Source organism: Bradyrhizobium forestalis (assembly GCF_002795245.1).
Taxonomy (GTDB): domain Bacteria; phylum Pseudomonadota; class Alphaproteobacteria; order Rhizobiales; family Xanthobacteraceae; genus Bradyrhizobium; species Bradyrhizobium forestalis.
Genome location: NZ_PGVG01000011.1, coordinates 88072 through 108388, shown reverse-complemented (window position 1 = coordinate 108388; position 20317 = coordinate 88072). Strand labels below are relative to the sequence as shown.

The following is a 20317-nucleotide window of genomic DNA, read 5'->3' as shown; positions in this document are numbered from 1 at the left end:
TGAGGGCTGCGGCGCTCAGTGAGACCCAAACCCCTCACCCGGATCGCATCTTCGATGCGCTCCGACCTCTCCCTACGGGAGAGGTGAAGCGAACCATCCCGCTAGCCGCCGAACTTGTCGTGCAGCGCCGGGAACAGCCGGTCCGGCTTGAACGGCGGCGCGGTGAAGCGAATGCCGGTGGCGTCCGCGATCGCGTTGCCGAGTGCAGCGGCGACCGGATTGTACGGGCTCTCGCTCATCGACTTGGCGCCCAGCGGCCCGATCGTGTCGGACGTCTCGGCGAAGAACACCTCCGTGTGCGGAACGTCGGCGAAAGAGGGCAGGTGGTAGTCGCGGAATTTCGGGTTCATGACGCGGCCGTTCGCGTCGATCACCATCTCCTCATAGAGCGCAGCGCCGAGCGCCTGCGCCACGCCGCCTTCGACCTGACCGCGGCACTGCATGGGATTAGCGACGACGCCCGCGTCCGCGGCGTGCACGCTCCTGAGAATCCTGAGCTCACCGGTGCCCTTGTTCACCGCGACGCGAAAACCCTGCACGTTGAACCCGACCGAACGCGGCGTGCCCACGGAATTGCCGACACCTGCGAACGGTTGGCCGCGTTCGCGCGCGAGCTTCGCCAGCTCCGTAAAAGGCATGCGCCGGACGCCGCTGACGACGGCGTCCCCATCGAGCACGCAGGTGTCCACGTCGCACAGCCACGCGCCAGCGGCGGCCGCCCTCAGCTCGGTCGCAAGCTGCATGGCCGCCGCATGTGTCGCCTTGCCCGCGACGAAGGTGCCGGCGCTGCCATAGGCACCGGTGTCGTGGCCGCCATGGGCGGTGTCGGACTGATGCAGGCGGATTCTCTCGACCGTGGTCGCCAGCGTGGTCGCGGCGATCTGGAGGTGCACGGTGCTGGTGCCGTTGCCGAACTCGGCGGTGCCGACGGTGAGGTCAAAGCCGCCATCGTCGTTGAGCGCGATCGTCGCGTCGGCGATGTGGCCGGCCGGAGGCACGGAGTCGATCATGGTCAGCGCAATGCCGTCACCGAACAGCCATTCCGGCGACAGCTCCGGCTGCGGGCCATCGGCCTGCATCGCGCGCTCGACGAGGTCGAGGCACTGGTCGAGCCCATAGGAGCCGTAGAGCACGTCGTGATATTCGGACGGCGGCGGCGACAGCATGGGATCGCCCGGCTTGATGATATTGCGCCGGCGCATCTCGTAGGGACTGACGCCGAGCTGCCTGGCCAGCTCGTCGATCGCGGCTCCCCCCGCGATCAGCGCCTGCGGCAGGCCATAGCCGCGAAACGCGCCCGCCGGCACCGTGTTGGTGTAGACGGCGGCGCCGTCGACCCGCTTGTTCGGGCAATTGTAGACGCTGATAGACTCGGCTAGAGCGTGGAACATCACGGGGCCGGCATGATTGCCGTAGGCGCCGGTGTTGGAGAGCACGTCGAGCTGGAGCGCGGTGAGCTTGCCGTCGGCATCGGCGCCCGCCTTGACGTGGACCCGCATCGGATGCCGCGTCGAAGTGGCGATGAACTGCTCCTCGCGGGTGAGCTCCAGCTTCACCGGCCGCCCTGTCCTCAGCGCAGCAAGCGCCAAAATGTCCTCGACGAACATCTCCTGCTTCCCGCCAAACCCGCCGCCGACGCGTTCGCAGAACACGCGGACCTTGTCCATGGGGAGCTGGAAGATGTCCGACAGCGCACGCCGGGTCAGGAACGGCACTTGCGTCGAGGTGCGGACATTGAGCACGCCGGCGTCATCGAGCCAGGCGAGGCCGCCATGGGTCTCCAGCGCGGCGTGCTGCACGCGGTGACTGTGGAAGGTCGCCTCGTAGGTGACGGCGGAGGTGGCGAGTGCTGCGGCCACGTCGCCGAACTCGCCATGCGTCTCCGCCGCGAGGTTACGCTGGGGATCGGCGATGCGGTTCGCGGTGGTGCGGTCAGGATGAATGATCGGCGCGCCCGGCGCCATCGCCTGCTCAGGATCGATCAGCGCCGGCAGAATCTCGTAGCTGACCTTCAGCCTGCGGCACGCCTCCTCGGCGGCGGCTTCGCTCTCGGCAACGACGGCGGCAACCTTTTGCCCGATAAAACGGACAACGTCATCGAGGATACGGGTGTCCTCGGGATCCATCCAGTCCCTCTCGTGCCGCGCGGTCGAGATCAGGATAGGCGGCGCATCCTCATGCGTCAGCACGGCGTGCACGCCGGGAACGCGAAGAGCGTCCGACTTGTCGATCGCGACGATCCTGGCGTGCGCATGCGGCGAGCGCAGCAGCTTGATGTGCAGCAGGCCCTCGATTGCGGTGTCGAACGTGTAGCGTGCCTTGCCGCGCACGATGTCGGGGCCTGCGGGAGCCGCCAGGCTGCGGCCGAAGGCGGCGCCGGCGTCGACGCTCGCCTCGACATTGGTCTCGCCGAGAATCGCATCCTCGATCGAACGATAACCGGTGCAGCGGCAGATATTGCCCTTCAACGCCGTGCCGAGATCGGTACGCTGCGCCTGGTTCAGCGAGGCGCAGGTCAGGATCATGCCGGCGGTGCAGAAGCCGCATTGAAAGGCCTGCGCATCGAGGAAGGCGCGCTGCATCGGATGCGTGCCGTGATGTCCGCCAAAACCCTCGATCGTGGTCACGGTGCGGCCCTCGGCCCGGAACGCCGGGATCAGGCAGCTGTGCACCGGCTCGCCGTCGAGCAATACGGTGCAGGCACCGCAATCGCCGGCATCGCAGCCCTTTTTCACGCCGAAATGGCCGAGCTCGCGCAGGAACGTGCGAAGGCACTGGCCGGCGCGGGGCTCTTGCGCAAATCTCGTTCCATTGACCTCGAAGCTCATGGCTGCGTTGCTCCCAGGAGTTCGCCGTGAATTTCCTCGGCGAGTCGCAGCGTCATGTGCTTGCGCCAGAGTGGCGCGCCATGGATGTCAGCGTGGTACAGATCATCGGTAATCTGCTGCATGAGCGCGGCGCGGAGCGCGCTCGCGTCCGGGGCTTTGCGAAAGCGTAACTGGATCGGCCGCACCGTCGACGCGGTGACTGTGAGGGTCAGCGCATCATCGGCTTCGAGACTGCCGATCAGCAGCGCCGCCGAGCGGCCGATCGGCGCCAGCGAGATCTGGCGGAATGCTGAGCGGCGCTTCATTGCGGCGATCGGGATATCGATCTGCCGGAGAAGATCGCCTGGCGTCAGGCGGTTGCGCTGGTTGCCGGTGACGAATTCGGCGACGGGAAGCTTCTGTTCACCGCCGCTAGCCTTCCAGATGGTGCAGACGCCGTCGAGCGCCGATGTGAGCGAGATCATCGGTCCCGCCGGCAGCGACATGCAGAGATTGCCGCCGACGGTCGCGGTCTTCCAGACCTTGAACGAAGCAAGGAAGGCCCGACAGCACTGGTTGATCAGCGGCGCCGCGAGCCAATCGGACGGGCAGGCGAGTCCATCGAGCTCCGCGATGGTGCAAGTGGCGGCGATCGAGAGGTGGCTGTCGGTGAGCGTCAGCGCCGGCCATTTCAGATCGGTGAGATCAATCAGTCGTGTCAGATGCGCTTGCGGCTCCGAGAACAGCCAGGTGCCGCCTGCGAGCCAAGCATCACCTGCCGTCCAAACGGGCAGCTCCGCGCGCGTTTGCGGATGGGCGACGGCTGTGATGGTATTCAAGTCCATGGCTGCGCCAACGCTTGCGACGGGTGAATGGTCCGAGAGAAGTGTTGCAAGACGGGAGCCAAGTGGCAACAACAAGTCGGAGCTGGGACGCAGTCGTCCTCCGCCTTGCGGGCCTGCCGTCAGCTTGTGTGAGGAGAAGCAGGATCATGAGTGGCACAAGTTCGACCTGGATCAGGGATCCCCTGGCCATCCTCGCCGACGGTGCCGAGCGCGGGATCGTGGTGAAGGACGGCCGGATCGTCGAGCTCGTGCCGGCCGGTGGTGTGCCCGCAACCGCTGATGTCGCGGTGTTCGACGCGGACGAGCACGTCGTGCTGCCGGGCCTGATCAATACGCATCATCATTTCTACCAGACGCTGACGCGGGCGCTGCCGGCCGCGATGGACCGCGAGCTGTTCCCCTGGCTTCAGGCGCTCTATCCGGTGTGGGCGAGGCTGACGCCTGACGCGCTCGAGCTCGCTGTCACGGTGGCGATGTCCGAGCTGCTGCTCTCCGGCTGCACCACCTCGACGGATCACCACTATGTATTCCCGGCCGGACTCGAAGACGCCGTCGATATCGAGGTGGCGGTGGCGAAGCGCCTCGGGTTAAGGGTGTTGCTCACGCGCGGTTCGATGAACCTGTCGCAGCGCGATGGGGGCCTGCCGCCCGACGGCGTGGTGCAGGACGAGGACACCATTCTCGCCGATAGCGCCCGCGTGGTCGCCAAGCATCACCAGCGCGGCGCGGATGCGATGGTGCAGATCGCGCTCGCGCCGTGCTCGCCGTTCTCGGTGACGACATCGCTGATGCGCGCCACCGCCGATCTCGCCGACAAGCTCGATGTGCGTCTGCACACCCATCTCGCCGAGACCGAGGACGAGAACAGATTCTGCGAGCAGATGTATGGCTGCCGCCCGCTCGACTATCTCGAGCAATGCGGCTGGCTCAATGCGCGCACCTGGCTCGCCCACGGCATCTTTTTCAACGACGACGAGATCAAGCGGCTCGGCAAGGCGAAGACGACCATCAGCCATTGCGCGTGCAGCAACCAGCTACTCGCGTCCGGCTGTTGCCCGGTATGCGACATGGAAGAGGCCGGCGTCGGAATCGGCATCGGTGTCGACGGCTCGGCCTCCAATGACGGATCCAATCTGATGCAGGAGGTGCGGGCCGCGTTTCTGCTGCAACGCGCGCGCTACGGGGTGACGAAGGTCAGCCACAAGGACGCGCTGCGCTGGGCCACCAAGGGCTCGGCGGCCTGTGTCGGCCGGCCGGAACTTGGCGAGATCGCCGTCGGCAAGGCCGCCGATCTCGCGCTGTTCAGGCTCGATGAGCTGCGCTTCTCCGGCCATGGCGATCCCCTGGCTGCCCTGGTGCTGTGCGGGGCGCATCGCGCCGACCGGGTGATGGTGGCCGGAAAATGGGCGGTGATCGATGGCGCGATCCCGGGCCTCGATGTCGCAGACCTCATCCGCCGCCACAGTTCGGCGGCGCGAGCGATGCAGATGGGATGAAAGAGGGGGCAGCCACAAGTGCCGGGTGCTTCTGGCCACCCCCTCCGGACCTCCTCCGGGAGGAGCAGGTGAGTTAGGCAATGCAAGAAGCGTGCTACTTGCCCGGCAGCTTGTCGTCGATGCCTTTCACGTAGAAATTCATGCCGAGGATCTGGCCGTCGTCGAGGCGATCGCCGCCCTTGCACTCGACCGGCTTGCCGTCCTGCCCAACGATCGGGCATTTGAACGGATGCAGCTTGCCCGCGGTGATCGCAGCCTGGGCATCCTCGGCCATCTTTTTCACATCGTCAGGCATGTTGGTGTAGGGCGCCATCGCGAACATGTGGCTGTCGAGGCCACCCCAGGTGTCCTCGGACTTCCAGGTGCCGGCGAGCTCGGCCTTGACGCGCTCGATGTAGTAGGGGCCCCAAGTGTCGAGGATCGAGGTGAGCTGGGTCTTGGGTCCGAACTTGATCATCTCGGAATCCTGGCCGAAGGCCAGCTTGCCGCGTTCGCTGGCGATCTGCATCGCGGCTGGAGAGTCCGTATGCTGCATGATGACGTCGGCGCCCTGGTCGATCAGCGCCTTGGCGGCGTCGGCCTCCTTGCCCGGGTCGAACCAGGTGTTGGCCCAGATGATCTTGACCTTGATGTTCGGGTTGATGGTCTGCGCCGCCAGCATCGTGGCGTTGATGCCGGAGACGACCTCCGGAATCGGGAACGAGCCGATATAGCCGAGCACGCCCGACTTCGACATCTTGGCCGCGATCAGGCCTTGAATGTAGCGGCCCTGATACCATTTCGCCGAATAGGTCGACATGTTCGGGTTGCGCTTGTATCCGGTGGCGTGCTCGAAATGCACGTTCGGATATTTCTTGGCGACCTTCAGGGTCGGATCCATGTAGCCGAAGGACGTGGTGAAGATCAGCTTGTTGCCGGCGCGGACGAGCTGCTCGATCGAGCGCTCGGCGTCGGGACCTTCGGGCACGTTCTCGAGATAAGTGGTCTCGATCTTGTCGCCCAATTCTTTCACCAGCGCCTGGCGGCCGACGTCGTGCTGATAGGTCCAGCCAAGGTCACCGATCGGACCGAGATAAATGAAGCCGACCTTCAGCTTGTCGGCGGCGGAGGCTGCACTGACACTGCCGGCAAGCAAGAGCCCGGCAGCCAGCGCAAGAAGTGATTTCCTCATCGTCAATCTCCAAACATCAGGGGAAAGCCACGATCCGCAACGCGCGCGCCCCATCGCGCACGCCGCGGAAATGAAATTCAGCGGTCGGGCACGAACACCGTGCCGAGCGCGGCCGGTGCGGTCGAGCCGCCCGTGCGCGCGCGGGAGAGCAGGACCAGCACGATGACCGTCGCGAGGTAAGGCAGCGCCGACATGAATTGTGAGGGAATGCCGACGCCCCAGCCCTGCGCATGCAATTGCAGGATCGTCACTGCACCGAAGAGATAGGCGCCGACCACGAGCCGGCCCGGCCGCCAGGACGAGAACACCACGAGCGCCAGCGCGATCCAGCCACGGCCGGCAGTCATGCCCGGAATGAAGAACGGCGTATAGGCGAGCGGCAGATAGGCCCCTGCAAGACCCGCGCAGGCGCCGCCGAACATCACCGCGAAGGTGCGGATGCGCAGCACGGGATAGCCGAGCGCATGCGCGGACACGTGATTGTCGCCGCAGGCGCGCAGGATCAATCCCGCCCGCGTGCGGTACAGGAACCACCAGACGCCGACGATCAGCGCGATCGAGACATAGACGAAGCCGTCCTCGCCGAACAGCACGCGGCCGATCAGCGGGATGTCGGTGAGGCCGGGAATATGGAGATGCACGGCCGGCGAGATGCGCTCGCCGACGAAGCCGGCGCCGATCAGGCCGGAGAGCCCGATGCCGAGGATGGTCAGCGCGAGGCCTGTCGCAACCTGGTTGACCGCAAGCCCGAGAGCCATCAATGCAAAGATCAGTGACATCAGCGTACCCGCGATGATGCCGAACAGCGCGCCGATGAAGATCGATCCAGTCAGCCACGCGCCCGCAAAACCACAGGCCGCGCCGACGATCATCATGCCCTCCACCCCGAGATTGAGCACGCCGGAACGCTCGGCCACGAGCTCGCCGGTCGCCGCAATCAGCAACGGCGTCGACGCGGCGAGCACCGCGAGGATGATGGCCTCAACCAGCTCCACCGGTCACCTGTCGGTTTGGGAAGACCAGCTTGAAGCGGTACAGGATGAGGGAATCGCAGGCGAGCACGTAGAACAGCAGAATGCCCTGAAAGACCTTGGTGACGTCCAACGGAATCTTCATCGCGATCTGAGCCTGCTCGCCGCCGATAAAGGTCAATGCGAGGAAGAGGCCTGCAATTAATATTCCAAGCGGGTTCAGCCGGCCGAGAAAGGCGACGATGATCGCGGTAAAGCCGTAGCCCGGTGAAATGCCGGGCTGGAGATGCCCGATCGGACCTGCAACCTCGATGATTCCGGCGAGGCCCGCCAGCGCGCCTGAGACCGCGAAGGTCAGGATGATCAGCTGATTGGCGTTGAAGCCGCCGAACCGCGCTGCACGCGGCGCTGCGCCGACCACGCGGATCTCAAAGCCCTTGATGGTGCGCCCGAGCAGGATGGCAACCGCTGCGACGACAAGCAAAGCGATGATCGAGCCGAGATGCAGCCGGCCGCCTTCGATCAGCAGCGGGACCGTCGCCACTGGATCGAACTCGGCGGTGGTCGGGAAGTTGAAGCCGTGCGGATCGCGCCAGGGGCCGCGCACGAGATAGTCGAGGAAGAGATCGGCGACATAGACCAGCATCAGACTGGTCAGGATTTCGCTGGCGCCGAACCTGACCTTGCAGATCGCCGGGATCAGCGCATAGAGCGCGCCCGCGGCGGCGGCGAGGACGAGCATGGCCGGCAGCACCCAGGCGCCGGCGTCGGTGCCTTGCGTCTTCACCGCGATCCAGCTTCCGGCCACGGCGCCGATCAGGAATTGCCCCTCGGCGCCGATGTTCCAGGCATTGGCGAGATAGCAGAGCGACAGCCCGATCGCGATCATCACCAGCGGCGTTGCCTTCACCGCGATCTCCTGAAGCGAATAGCTGTCGGTCAAAGGCGCAATGAAATAGGCATGCAGGGCGAGCAGCGGATTCTTGCCGAGGATCGCGAACAGGATGACCATGGTCACGATCGTGAGGCCAATCGCGATCAGTGGGGACACCAGTGCGATCGTGCCAGAGCGCTCGGCGCGCTTCTCAAGCACCAGCTGCATGTGCGGCCTCCTTCGGTTCCAGACTGCTGCCGCCCATGAGAAGGCCGAGCTTTTCGCGGCTTGCTTCGCTTGCTGCGAGCGGAGCCGACAGCTTGCCGTGGAACATCACGGCGATGCGGTCGGCGATCTCGGCGAGTTCGTCGAGGTCCTGGCTGGTGACGAGGACGGCGGCGCCCGCGGTTGCGAGGTCAAGCAGCGCCTGACGGATGACGGCGGCGGCGCCAGCGTCGACGCCCCAGGTGGGCTGGCTCACCACCAGCACCGCCGGATTGCGCAGGATCTCGCGCCCCACGATGAATTTCTGCAGATTGCCGCCGGAGAGGCTTGCCGCTTCCGGATCGCGTTTGGCCTTGCGGACGTCGAATGTCTCCGTCGCGCGGTCGACGGTCTTCAACGTGGCCGCAGTATCGATGAAGCCGCGACGGACCATGCCGCTGGCGGCGTGCCCGGTGAGCAGCGCGTTCTCCGACAGCTTCATGCGCGGCGCGGTGCCGTGGCCGAGCCGCTCCTCGGGAACGAAGGCCGCGCCCAGCTTGCGCCGTTGGGTGATCGAGAGATGGCCTGCGGCGATGCCCTCGATCACCACCGTTCCGGGGTCCTTCGAGAGGCGCTCGCCGGAGAGCGCGGCGAACAATTCGTCCTGGCCGTTGCCGGCGACGCCGGCGATGCCGAGGATCTCGCCGCCCTTCAGCTCGAATGAGATGTGCTCAAGCCGCACGCCATGTGCTTCGGCGGGGGCGAGCGAGAGATCGTTGACGACGAGCCGCGGCACAGTGGTCTTGCGGCCGGATACGGCCTTCACTTCCTTGACCTCTCCGCCGACCATCATCCGCGCGAGCGAGGCTGCGGTCTCGAGCCGAGGGTTGCAGGTCTCGACCCTCCTGCCGCCGCGCAGGATCGTCGCGGTGTCGCAGAGCCGCTTCACCTCCTCCAGCTTGTGGCTGATATAGAGGATGGCACGGCCTTCGGCCTTGAGCCGCTCCAGCACGATGAAGAGCTGGTCGGCTTCCTGCGGGGTCAGCACCGCGGTGGGCTCGTCCAGGATCAGGAATTTGGGATCCTGCATCAAGGCGCGGACGATCTCGATGCGTTGGCGCTCGCCGACGGAGAGTTGCCAGACCTCGCGCTTGGGATCGAGCGGCAGACCGTAAGCCTTCGATACCTGCTCCAGCCGCGCCGACATGTCCTTGAAGGATTCCTTGCCGTCGAGGCCGAGCGCGACGTTCTCGGCAACCGTGAGATTGTCGAACAGCGAGAAATGCTGGAACACCATGCCGATGCCGCGGCTGCGTGCTTCGGACGGACCGGACAGCACGATTCGTTGGCCCTGCCAGTGAATCTCGCCGGCGCTGGGCTGGATCAGCCCGTAGATCGCCTTGACCAGCGTCGACTTGCCGGCGCCGTTCTCGCCGAGCAGGGCGTGGATTTCCCTCGGCCAGATGTCGATGTCGATGGAATCGTTGGCGAGGAAATCACCATAGCGCTTGGTGAGGCCGATCGTCCTCAGGAGCGGGGAATCGCCGGAATTCTGGCCGTTGGGCGTCGGATCTAACATTCGCTGATGCGCTTGCATGGGTGACGTGCCTCGATAGTGGGCCAGTTTGAACCGCGGCGTAAGATGTGAAAAAGCATCATCCCTTGCTCAACGCTTCGGCAGACGATCGGCCCAGCGGGTTCGTCATCGATTCTGAGCGACCAGCTCCGCAAACGGCACTTGGACTGAGGGCGCGATAGCGCCTGCGAGCGGCGTCTGTTGCAAATTTGTGACGGTTCAAGCCAAATCGGAACCCGCTGTGCAGACCTGACGCCATGTTGAGCAATGTCGCGTCGGTCCGTTCATCGCTTGGAGCGCGACGGTCGCAACAGCTGCGCAAACCCGGCATCGCATTCGGCGCGATCCAGAAAATCCGAATAAAAACAATCAGGGAATGTTCGGCAAAAGTGATCCTTGCCTCCGGTGCTCGCTGCGTGCGTGGGCTCTGCAATCTCGACCATGACTCGTCGCGTCCTGCCGAAACAAGCGGCACGCCATGTGAAAAGTTGAGGCTTCTCACCCTGGGTGATCGGCGCAAGTGTCGCACCCAGGGGCGTGCATTTTTGCTTGTCCAAACGAGGGGGTATTCAGGATGTCGTTTCGTTACACGGCAATGGCAGCAGCGGCGCTGTCACTTGCTGCGCTGGCCACCGGTGGCCTAGCTCAGGCGGCGGATCTGCCGGTCAAGGCGGCCAAGAAGGCTCCAGACCTTCCGTTCTTCCTGGTGATCGATAACCGCGTCACGTTCTCATACATCTTCAACGCTTCGCAGCCAGGCGCGTGGTCAACCCGGCCGGATGGATCGATCGACAGCAAGACCACCAAGCAGGTCTATTCGTTCACGCATTTCGACCTCTGGGCATACGGCACGAACTTCTTCACCATCTCCATGTTCAAGTCGGATCACAATGATCCGGCCGGGCCATGCACCAATGCGGGCACGATCTTCGGCGCGCCGGCAACGTGCGCGGGTGCGACCGAAATCTATGGCCTGTTCCGCTCGACCTTCGGCTGGAACGAGCTCTTCGACACCAAGGCCTTCACCGCGGGGCCGCTGCGCAACATCTCGTTCGAAGTCGGCATGGACGCCAATACGGAGAACCGGTATTTCGGCGCTGCCAAGCGCGACGTCGTCGGCGGTCTGCAGTTTGCATTCGACCTGCCCTACAAGGGCTACATCAACGTTGCGCCGCTGGTCTATTGGGAGTTTGCCAACCACAATTCCTTCAGCCAGTGCGGCCTGTTCGGTCCGGGCGTTCCCGGCGTCACGTGTCTTGCTGACGGCAACACGTCGTTCAAGCCAACTTGGGCTGTCGAAGTCAACTATTACATGGACCTCGGCTTCCTGCCGCCGAACATGCAGTATTTCTCGATCAGTGGTCGCGCCGGTTGGTACGGCAAGAAGGGCACCGACACAGAGCCGCTTCCCTACAGCCCGGCGAACGGCGTCTACAACACCGCGGTCGAGTTGAATTCGGAGCCCATCCGTCTGACCTTCGATGCTTCGAAGGCGGCCTGGGGTGACAAATACTCCCACTTCGTGGACGTCTGGGTGGCCTACCGCTACTGGCAGAACAAGTTCGGTCTCGATCACAACCTCGCAGTCGGCTGTACCACGCCCGTCGGTGGTGGGAGGGTGAGCACCGGATCCTGCACCGAGTCCTCGCTCTACTCCGGTGTCACCGTGAAGTTCTGATCGCCTGATGCTCTGCAGGTGAAGGACGATGGCGCCGCGTCAAACCTCCGCGGCGTCATCCCCTTTGGGATGTGCTGCTACTTCGTCCAAACGCCGTCATGCAGCGCTTCAGCTTCGTCCTCGAGCAGCGGGCCGACGACCTCCGTCGGCCGCTGGCCCGTGACAAAGACCGCGCGGCACGGCAGGTCGAGGGTCGGGTTCTCCGGATGGTTGCCGGTGATGCCGCGCAGGCGATGTTCGCTGAGGCCATAGACGAGGCGGCCGATGCCGGCCCAGTAGATCGCGCCCGCACACATCGCGCAGGGTTCGGCTGACGAATAGAGCGTGGCTTTCGCCAGTACCCCGCGCGTGAGCGTGCGGCAGGCCTGGGTGGCCGCGAGACGTTCGGCATGCCCGGTGCCGTCATGATCCGGGAGGTACCCGTTCTCGCTCTCGATGAGGACCTCGCCGTCGGCTGCGACAATGATGCAACCGAAGGGATGATTGCCATGGGCCAGCGAGCGGCGGGCGACCGCGAACGACAGGCGCAGGAAGTGTTCGTCACGTTCGGACCCGCCGTCCATCGCTGCTCCAGGTCAGTGCCCGCCATGCGCCGGCCGACCGATGAAGGTCGGCATGCTGGTCCGGTGCTTCATACACAATTTGCCGTGGAACATCACGGCTAGCCGTTCGGAGCGCTGTCGATGAAGGCACTTTTCGGATAACCGCTTGAAAAGTATTGATTATACGGCCATCCAGATCCTAATAAGGAAGAAATGCCAGATGCTATTCCAGGCGTTGGCCCGCACGCCTGCGTGACTGCCGCGAGGCAGTCTGGTGCGCACTCGCATTCATGCTAATCACGCGCGTGTCGAGGCAGGCGCCGATGCGTGATCTTGTTGGCGCCGAATTCGTACCGATCGCCGCCAGGGCAGCAGCTGCCGCGGTCCAAAGAAGAGGAAAACTATCGAGATGGGCGCCGCTAACGCCGTTCAAAATGCATCGCTCGGCGAAATGATCGTGTGTCGGATCAACGATCTGGCCGCGATCTCGGAAGGAGGTGACAACCTCACCCGCATCTATCTCACCAAGGAGCTGCGCGAGGCAGCGGACCTCATCCTGAGCTGGATGCGCGAAGCTGGCATGAGCGCGCGCATCGACGCGATCGGCAACGTGTGTGGTCGCTACGAAGGCGACCGGCCGGGCATGCCCTGCCTGATGCTCGGCTCGCACTACGACACCGTGCGCGATGCCGGCAAATGGGATGGACCGCTGGGTGTGATCACGGCGATCTCCTGCATCGCCGATCTCAACCGCCGCGGCAAGCGCCTGCCGTTTGCGATCGAGGTGATCGGCTTTGCCGACGAGGAGGGGGTGCGGTTCGCTTCGACCTTGCTCGGCAGCCGTGCGGTGGCCGGCACTTTTGACGAGAGCGTCCTGAATACGCGCGACAGCGATGGCGTGTCGATGCGCGAGGCGCTCGTGCAGTTCGGCCTCGAGCCCGACCATATCGGCGCGGCCGCGCGAGCGCGCCGCGAGCTGCTTGCCTATCTCGAATTGCACATCGAGCAGGGGCCCGTGCTGGAAGCGCAGAACCTGCCCGTGGGCGTCGTCACCGCGATTGCCGGTGCCACGCGCCTTGCCGCGCGGCTGACCGGCATGGCCGGTCATGCCGGCACCGTGCCGATGGCGCTTCGGCGTGATGCGCTCGCCGGCGCGGCCGAATGCATTGGTGCGATCGAGCAATTTTGCCGCACCGACGAGGGCGGCCTGGTCGGCACCGTCGGCTACATCCAGGCGAGGCCCGGCGCGACCAACGTCATTCCGGGCGAAGTATCCTTCACCATCGACATGCGCGCGCCCACCGACATGCACCGCAAGCGCGCCGTGGCCGATATCGTCCGCCAGATCGAGGCGATCGCCAGGCGCCGGCAGCTGGCGCTTCAACTCGACGTCACCCACGAGAACCGCACGGCGCCTTGCGCGCCGTGGCTCAAGGAGCAGATCGCGCAGGCGATCGAAGCCGAAGGCTTTTCCGTGTTCGATCTGCCGAGCGGGGCAGGGCACGACGGCATGGCGATGATCGACATTGCCGATGTCGGCATGATCTTCGTCCGCTGCCGCGGCGGCATCAGCCATCACCCGGACGAGCATGTCGAGCTCGCCGATGCCGACGCCGGCGCGCGGGTGCTGCTCAGGGTAATCGAGAATTTCAAGCCGCGGGAAGGTAATTTGAGCCCGCAAGTCACCGGATAGAGATACGAATCAGGCAGCATTAGAATGGTGACTGCCATCATCGGGACCACGAGACCTGAGCCGATCGACGCATATGAACAGCGACATCTCTTTTCCATCACATCGCGGAAACCGGTTTTACCAGGGCATGGCTGCGACCTTTGTCGCCAACGCGCTTCAGGCGGTCAATTTTCTCGGTGATCGGTTCCTGAGACAATCGCCCCATTCGTTGTCGGCCATCGATGATCTCTATCGGCACTCGATGGACAGTGCGTTCTCGGCGACCGAGGCCTTCCTCGTCACGGGCGCGCCGCACGCCTCCGCTTATTATCCCCGTGACTTCGCCTGGTTCTACCCTGACGTGCTCGATCCTGAAACGATCATGGACTCGCAGGACGCGGTGCGGCGGGTGCGCCTGCTCGAGAAGAGCGTGCGCCTGCTGCTGGAGGCGGTCCGCGCCAACGTCGTCACCACGACCATCGTCCCGGCGGGACGCGGCCGGTATCTCGGCGTGAACTATTTCTCGCGGCCCTCGGATACGCTGCTCGGCATTCTCGCCGGTCTCCAGCAGATGATCTCTGCCGAGGAGAGGACGTCGTCCTATCTGGCGATGTCACAATGCGCGCACGCAGGCCGCCTGTTGCTGGCCGAATATGGCGGTGACCTGAAGCGGGCGATGCTCCAGCTCGCGAGCGAGCTCGAACCTTTCAATGATGACGGTACCAGATATCTGCTTTGCGATGTCCACGCACCTCGCTCCGCCGCAACAGACACCCGCGCCGAACGCAGGCGCTTCGTGACCAATGCTTCCGTCTACACGACCTTCGTGTGGAGCGTGCAGCTCGGGATCGTCGAGGAGAACGAGCTGAAGCGGCTGCTCGGGCGCGACCTCGCGCAGTACAAGAAGGACCTGCTCCGCCTGTTCGGCAAGGATGGCTATATCAGGCATTCCCTGGATGGTCGGGCGGGGACGCCGGCCTCCTCGGTCGCGCTGGATTTCGTCGGCGTGCATCGCGGCTTTTGGGATATGAGCGATGCGAGCGAACGGTCGCTGTTCGCGGCCACGGCGGATCTGATCATCGCCGAACCGCGGTTTCGCATCCCCAGCACGTTTCATTTCCTGGTGTCAGCCGATAATCCCAGGAACAAGATGATCCATAAGATTGCCGCACCTGCTTATCAGGGGCGTTCCTCCTGGCCGACGTTCAACGTCGAGTTCGCAGATCGCATGCTGGACTATGATGAATTCACTGGCAGCGATGCCTACCGGGCTTGCGCGCAAGGCATATTGAGGGACATCCGAACGGCGACCGAGGTTCACGGCGGCTATCAGGAGCTGATCTCGGAGCAGGGTCTGAAGTATCGCACCTGGGCCTATAAGGGCGCCGTGGCCCACTCCTGGTTTCCGCGCTTCCTGTCAGTCTGGAGGAGGGCGTATGGCACACCGCTCCTCCAGTGGAATGGCTGATCCAAGCGGTGATGTACCGATTAGGCCACGAGATCCAGCAGCCGGCATGATCCGCGCACCAGCACCTTGCGTCCCGTGGGGGTCATCGCCGGCACGCCGTCATTGACGACGACGAGGCCGAGCTTGACGAGGCTTTCGATCAGATAGGCCCTCGAGAGGCGGCCGCCCGAAGTCGGATTGCGAAGTGTGCGCAGAGCTTCCCATTGGTCCGGCGAAAGATCGAAGTCGACGTCGTTGCTCATATTGCCTCAAGCGATAGTCCAGTCGCGCGCCCCTGTTAGTGGCACCGCATGAAAACCATGCGACGACAATGAGTCGGGAATTCGGTGCGTCGTTTAGAATGTCTCTTCACAAATTGCCGCACTTCGTTGCGCCACAAGAGTTAAGATCGTTCGCGCACGAGCACCGTCCCGATCTTCGATCACCAAATGATGATCGGTGCTTGATGTTGCGGTGCGAACTGCCGCAGTGCACGGGAAGTATCGCTGTCCCATTCCGCGTCGCGATATGCACAGAAATCATGAGACGAACGGTTGAGGACTCTGTTACGTTGATTTGCGGGGAATGGCTTCACATGGCAGGAGTGGAGTGCATGAACAGGCTGGTTCAAATTCGCAATCAGGAATTTTTGTGCCGCGAGCGCGCAGCGCTCGATTCGAAGCGTCGGGTATTCTGGCTCGCACAGGCTCAGGAGTGGGAGCAGCGCGCGCTCGACGAAATCGCGCATCACTTTCGGGAGTGCAATCTCGCGCAGGCCGAGCTGAACGCCGCCTGACGCTGGGGGCTATCACTACTCACTGATAAGGCGCCACGATATCCGACACCGCGCGCTCGAGCTGTTGTGCGGTGGCGCATTGGCGCACGACGCTGCAAAAGGTCGCGTAGCGCGGCATCTCGGAATCGCCAAAGCCCCAGGCGAGCCGCCCCTCAGGATTGAGCCAGACCAGCCGCTTCGAGCGCTCGGAGATGCGGCGCAAGATGTCGGCGCGCGGGTCGAGATTGTTGCTGCGGGCATCGCCGAGCACGATCACCGTGGTCTGCGGCGTCAGCGTGCTCATGAACTCTTTCTCGAAATCGACCAGGGAAGAGCCGTAATCCGACGAGCCGAAACCCACCTTGGACATGATCTCGGACATCGCCTCCTCCGGAGACTTCGATTCCAGGATCTCGCTGACCTCGATCAAGTGCGAGGAGAAGGCGAAGGAGCGGACATCGTCGACCACCTCGTGCAGCGAGTGGATCAGCAGCAGGAAGAAATCGGAGACTTGCGCAACCGAGCCCGAGACGTCGCACAGAGCCACGATCTTCGGCCGGTCGCGATGCTTGCGCTTCCATGCCGTGAGGAACGGCACGCCGCCCCAGGCCGCGTTGCGGCGAAGCGTGCGGCGAACGTCGAGATGGCCGCGGCGCTGGCGCTTGCGCGGCTTGGAATAGCGCTCGCGCAGCCGGCGCGCGATCTGGCGGATGAGGGCGCGCATCTCGGCGACTTGGCGCCGCTCGATGCGGGCAAGCGGCGCGTTGCGCAGGATCTCGTTACGGAGGTTTTCTGCCTCTTCGCGGGCATAGAGTGCAAGCCCCTGAGAGACAGTATCGCGCACGGCTTCGCGTAAGGCGTCGAGCGCGGCGCGTAGACGCTCGGCCAGTGCCGGGTTGGTCGCGGTCAGCTCGTCGAGATCGTCGCGCAGGCGTTGGAGGCCCATGGCTTCGAGGATGCGGCTGGAGAAGATACCGCGCTGAGTGGAGTAGCGGATGTCGGACAGGGAGGCTGCCCCGGAGGCGCTGGCGATGGCGGCTGCGATCGTATTGCGGTCCTGCGACAGCAGCATCTGGGCGAGTGGGCCCAGTTGTTCCTGTTGCGGCGAACCGCCGTCGGCCTCGCTGGCCGCGCCGGAAGAGGGCGCTTGCTCCGCCTCCTGCGAGGTGTCCTGGTCGACGCTCTCGGGCCGCTCCTGCCGCGGTTCCGGCTGGCTGAAGAACAGGTCAAAGCAATCGCCGAGCGCGAGCTTCTCGTCCTGCGACTTGGCGAGCGTCAGCAGCAGCGCGTCGCGCAGGACGGCGCGGTCGGCGATGCCGACCTGTGCGACTGCTCGCATCGCATCGATGCTTTCGGCAGGCGAGACGTGAACGCCGACGCCGCGCGCCGCTCGAAAGAAGCGATGGAGGTTCTCGCGCATCGGCGTCAACCGAAGACGTTGGACCGTGCCGCCCTGGCAATGAAGGTCGTCACCTGTGGCGCTGCGGCCTCGATGTCGGCTTCGTATTTCAGAAGTACGTTGAGCGTGTCCTTGACGATCTCGGTGTCGAGCTCCGCGGCCTGGAGCAGCACAAGCACGCGTGCCCAGTCGATGGTCTCGCTCACCGACGGCAGCTTCTTCAGATCCAGCGAACGAATCTCGTGGATGAAGCCGACCATCTGCCGGCGCAGCGTCTGCGAGATGCCGGGCACGCGGCTTTCGACGATGCGCTCCTCCAGTCGCTGCTCGGGGAAGCCGATATGCAGATGCAGGCAGCGCCGCTTCAGCGCGTCGCCGAGGTCGCGCTCGCTGTTGGAGGTGAGGATCACGGTCGGCGGCGTGATCGCCGAGACGGTGCCGAGCTCGGGGATCGTGACCTGGAAGTCGGACAGGATCTCCAGTAGCAGCGATTCGAATTCCGCATCCGACTTGTCGATCTCGTCGATCAAGAGCACGCAGCCGCCCGGCTGCTCCAGCGCCTGGAGCAGGGGACGCGGCTCGACGAACTCCTTGGAGAAGAACACGTCGCCGAAATCATGGAGCTGGTCGAGCGCGGCGTGCAGCGTCTGTGCGCCGCCGAGGACTTCGCCGAGCTTGTCCTTGAGGATCTGCGTGTAGAGAAGCTGCTTGGCGTATTTCCACTCGTAAAGCGCCTTGGCCTCGTCGAGACCCTCATAGCATTGCAGGCGGATCATCTTCATGCCGCGCCAGGCTGCGATCGCCTTGGCGAGCTCGGTCTTGCCGACGCCCGCGGGGCCCTCGACCAGGATCGGCTTCTCGATCTGCTGCGACAAATAGACGGCGGTCGCGATCTGCCGGCTCGCGATATAGCCCTGCGCGGCGAGGCCGCTCTCCACTGCCTCGATCGACGTCGAGGCCTTCTGATCAGCCACGAAATGGCGCTCCCAAAGGTCTTGCTTTGAGGCTTGTTCTGCCTGCGTTCCCGGCAAAGAACAAGCCTCGTTTGGGAGACATCAGATCCGCGTGAGCGGTGTTTTTCCGTTCAGCGCAAATAGTTGAGCGGGTCGCTGGTCGCGATCAGTGCCGCAGCAGCTCCGGCTTGCGGATCGTCTGCCTGAGCTCGGCGCCGCAATCGGCGCATTCATAGACGAAGTCGATCTTGGCAAGGCTCCAATGCGGCTCGACCTCGCGCACATACATCGGCAGGAACCCCATACAGGTGGGGCAGTTCACTGGCGCGATTTCGACGTCCTGATGATGCTGAACGTAAGCTGGCATCTCGGCTCTCCTTCGCAGGCGACCATCAAACCCCGCGCAAAGGCTACTGCCGGTTGCCCCGGAGCCCTCATCAACTCTCTCGAACAGAGGCGGAACGGCGGGCGTTTGTCGTTCGCTGTGACATTCTTGTTACGGCTTCTATACTGTAACGGGCGGACCAAATGCCTATTTCACAATCCGTTCCGGTGTTCGGACTTTCACCTCAACGATAAGGGAGCAACGCCCATGACGCATGCCATTCGCTTTCACAAGACCGGCGGTCCGGAAGTCCTGGTCTGGGAGGAGGTCAGCGTCGGCAAGCCTGGACCCGGCGAAGCGCGCATCCGCCACACCGCTGTCGGCCTCAATTTCGTCGACATCTACAACCGTTCCGGCCTTTATCCGGCGCAATTGCCGAGCGGGCTCGGCAGCGAGGCGGCCGGCGTCGTCGAGGAGGTCGGTCCTGGCGTGACCGATCTGAAGCCTGGCGATCGCGTCGCCTATGGCGCTTCGCCGCTCGGTGCCTATTCCGAGGCGCGGCTGATCCCCGCCGATCGTCTGCTGAAGCTGCCCAATGGCGTCGATGACAAGACCGCGGCGGCGATGATGCTCAAGGGGCTCACCACGCAATATTTGATCCGGCAGACCTATCGGGTGAAGGCGGGCGATACCATCCTGCTTCATGCCGCAGCTGGCGGTGTCGGCCTGATCTTGAGCCAGTGGGCCAAGCATCTCGGCGCGACCGTGATCGGCACAGTCAGCAACGACGAGAAGGCAAAGCTCGCCAAGGCGCATGGCTGCGACCATGTGATCATCTATACTCGGGAAGATTTCGTGAAGCGGGTCGACGAGATCACCGGCGGCAAGAAAGTGCCGGTGGTTTACGATTCCGTCGGCAAGGACACGTTCCTGAAATCGCTGGATTGCCTCGCGCCGCTCGGCGTCGCCGCGCTGTTCGGCCAGTCCTCCGGCGCGGTGGAGCCGCTCAATCTCGGCCTGTTGGCCCAGAAGGGCTCGCTCTACGTCACGCGTCCGACGCTGTTCACCTACGCCGCCAAGCGCGAGAATCTGGTCGCGATGGCGAACGAACTGTTCGACGTCGTCAAGTCCGGCGCGGTGAAGATCGAGGTTCGCCAGACCTATCCGCTGAAGGACGCCGCGAAGGCGCATGCCGATCTTGCGGCGCGCAAGACCACGGGATCAACCGTTCTTCTGGTCTAATGCGCGGCCGGGCCGTGACGCAAACCGCCTGTCTGCGTCACGTCCGTTCGTGCTTGCGCAGATCGCGGGTGTGATCAAGGCGGTTTGCCTGGAGGTCGACATCTTCGGGCGGGATTTGGGGCAGGGCGGCCTCAGTCAGGATGGCCTCGGTCACGTCCTCGACCGCATTCTCCACGATTTCGTGGATGAACGAGATGTTCCGGTATTCGCCCGAGGCGATGCGGGAGATGACCTCGCGCCTTGTGATTTCGGGATCGACCACCGCCTCGCGGCCCCGCCGCCCATAATCGATCATCACGACGAAATATTGCATAAACGATCCTGCCGCGCCCCGTGGTCG

18 protein-coding genes are annotated in these 20317 nt (G+C 64.1%); 6 read left to right on the top strand and 12 right to left on the bottom strand.

Annotated features, from left to right (window positions below; all coding sequences use genetic code 11):
- Window positions 1-101: 101 nt before the first annotated feature.
- Together CVM73_RS15650 and CVM73_RS15645 are read right to left on the bottom strand one after the other, a co-directional pair.
- A complete protein-coding gene (locus CVM73_RS15650) occupies window positions 102-2828 on the bottom strand; it encodes a molybdopterin-dependent oxidoreductase (RefSeq protein ID WP_100232852.1) in 2727 nt (908 codons plus the stop codon).
- Entirely contained in the window at window positions 2825-3652 is an 828-nt protein-coding gene (locus tag CVM73_RS15645; protein ID WP_100232851.1) for an FAD binding domain-containing protein, read from the bottom strand. Before CVM73_RS15645 ends, CVM73_RS15650 begins: the two co-directional genes overlap by 4 nt.
- 146 nt (window positions 3653-3798) lie before the next feature.
- Here CVM73_RS15645 and CVM73_RS15640 point away from each other — a divergent pair, with 146 nt between their 5' ends.
- Entirely contained in the window at window positions 3799-5148 is a 1350-nt protein-coding gene (locus tag CVM73_RS15640; RefSeq protein WP_100232850.1) for an 8-oxoguanine deaminase, read from the top strand.
- A gap of 94 nt (window positions 5149-5242) precedes the next feature.
- Here the strand turns inward: CVM73_RS15640 and CVM73_RS15635 are convergent, their stop codons facing one another.
- From CVM73_RS15635 to CVM73_RS15620, 4 genes are all read right to left on the bottom strand, one after another.
- Window positions 5243-6319, bottom strand: coding sequence for a BMP family ABC transporter substrate-binding protein (locus CVM73_RS15635; protein WP_100232849.1), 1077 nt, complete (start codon window positions 6317-6319; stop codon window positions 5243-5245).
- A 77-nt stretch (window positions 6320-6396) separates the two neighbouring features.
- Window positions 6397-7314, bottom strand: coding sequence for an ABC transporter permease (locus CVM73_RS15630; RefSeq protein ID WP_100232848.1), 918 nt, complete (start codon window positions 7312-7314; stop codon window positions 6397-6399).
- Window positions 7301-8392, bottom strand: coding sequence for an ABC transporter permease (locus CVM73_RS15625; RefSeq protein ID WP_100232847.1), 1092 nt, complete (start codon window positions 8390-8392; stop codon window positions 7301-7303). The genes CVM73_RS15630 and CVM73_RS15625 overlap by 14 nt, the downstream gene beginning before the upstream one ends.
- Window positions 8376-9947 carry an ABC transporter ATP-binding protein gene (locus tag CVM73_RS15620; RefSeq protein WP_100232846.1) on the bottom strand — a complete coding sequence of 524 codons (1572 nt, stop codon included), beginning with the start codon at window positions 9945-9947 and terminating at the stop codon, window positions 8376-8378. Before CVM73_RS15620 ends, CVM73_RS15625 begins: the two co-directional genes overlap by 17 nt.
- 571 nt (window positions 9948-10518) lie before the next feature.
- Here CVM73_RS15620 and CVM73_RS15615 point away from each other — a divergent pair.
- Complete coding sequence (locus CVM73_RS15615; RefSeq protein ID WP_100232845.1) at window positions 10519-11622, top strand: hypothetical protein; 1104 nt, start codon at window positions 10519-10521, stop codon at window positions 11620-11622.
- A gap of 77 nt (window positions 11623-11699) precedes the next feature.
- Here the strand turns inward: CVM73_RS15615 and CVM73_RS15610 are convergent, their stop codons facing one another.
- Entirely contained in the window at window positions 11700-12185 is a 486-nt protein-coding gene (locus tag CVM73_RS15610; RefSeq protein ID WP_100232844.1) for a nucleoside deaminase, read from the bottom strand.
- 388 nt (window positions 12186-12573) lie between these two features.
- On the opposite strand from CVM73_RS15610, the gene CVM73_RS15605 reads away from it, so the two are divergent.
- Complete coding sequence (locus CVM73_RS15605; protein WP_100232843.1) at window positions 12574-13857, top strand: allantoate amidohydrolase; 1284 nt, start codon at window positions 12574-12576, stop codon at window positions 13855-13857.
- A gap of 73 nt (window positions 13858-13930) precedes the next feature.
- Window positions 13931-15304, top strand: coding sequence for a hypothetical protein (locus tag CVM73_RS15600; RefSeq protein WP_100232842.1), 1374 nt, complete (start codon window positions 13931-13933; stop codon window positions 15302-15304).
- A gap of 20 nt (window positions 15305-15324) precedes the next feature.
- On the opposite strand, the gene CVM73_RS15595 is transcribed toward CVM73_RS15600, so the two are convergent.
- Complete coding sequence (locus CVM73_RS15595) at window positions 15325-15546, bottom strand: hypothetical protein (protein WP_100232841.1); 222 nt, start codon at window positions 15544-15546, stop codon at window positions 15325-15327.
- A gap of 350 nt (window positions 15547-15896) precedes the next feature.
- Here CVM73_RS15595 and CVM73_RS15590 point away from each other — a divergent pair, with 350 nt between their 5' ends.
- Entirely contained in the window at window positions 15897-16079 is a 183-nt protein-coding gene (locus tag CVM73_RS15590) for a hypothetical protein (protein WP_100232955.1), read from the top strand.
- 19 nt (window positions 16080-16098) lie between these two features.
- Here CVM73_RS15590 and CVM73_RS15585 read toward each other — a convergent pair whose 3' ends face one another.
- From CVM73_RS15585 to CVM73_RS15575, 3 genes are all read right to left on the bottom strand, one after another.
- Entirely contained in the window at window positions 16099-17478 is a 1380-nt protein-coding gene (locus tag CVM73_RS15585; protein ID WP_100232954.1) for a vWA domain-containing protein, read from the bottom strand.
- A 5-nt stretch (window positions 17479-17483) separates the two neighbouring features.
- A complete protein-coding gene (locus CVM73_RS15580; RefSeq protein WP_100232840.1) occupies window positions 17484-18431 on the bottom strand; it encodes an AAA family ATPase in 948 nt (315 codons plus the stop codon).
- A gap of 145 nt (window positions 18432-18576) precedes the next feature.
- Window positions 18577-18777, bottom strand: a complete 201-nt coding sequence (locus tag CVM73_RS15575) for a hypothetical protein (RefSeq protein ID WP_036007702.1) — start codon at window positions 18775-18777, stop codon at window positions 18577-18579.
- 225 nt (window positions 18778-19002) lie between these two features.
- Here CVM73_RS15575 and CVM73_RS15570 point away from each other — a divergent pair, with 225 nt between their 5' ends.
- Complete coding sequence (locus tag CVM73_RS15570; protein ID WP_100232839.1) at window positions 19003-19977, top strand: quinone oxidoreductase family protein; 975 nt, start codon at window positions 19003-19005, stop codon at window positions 19975-19977.
- A 37-nt stretch (window positions 19978-20014) separates the two neighbouring features.
- Here the strand turns inward: CVM73_RS15570 and CVM73_RS15565 are convergent, their stop codons facing one another.
- Entirely contained in the window at window positions 20015-20290 is a 276-nt protein-coding gene (locus tag CVM73_RS15565; protein WP_100232838.1) for a hypothetical protein, read from the bottom strand.
- Window positions 20291-20317 lie beyond the last annotated feature (27 nt).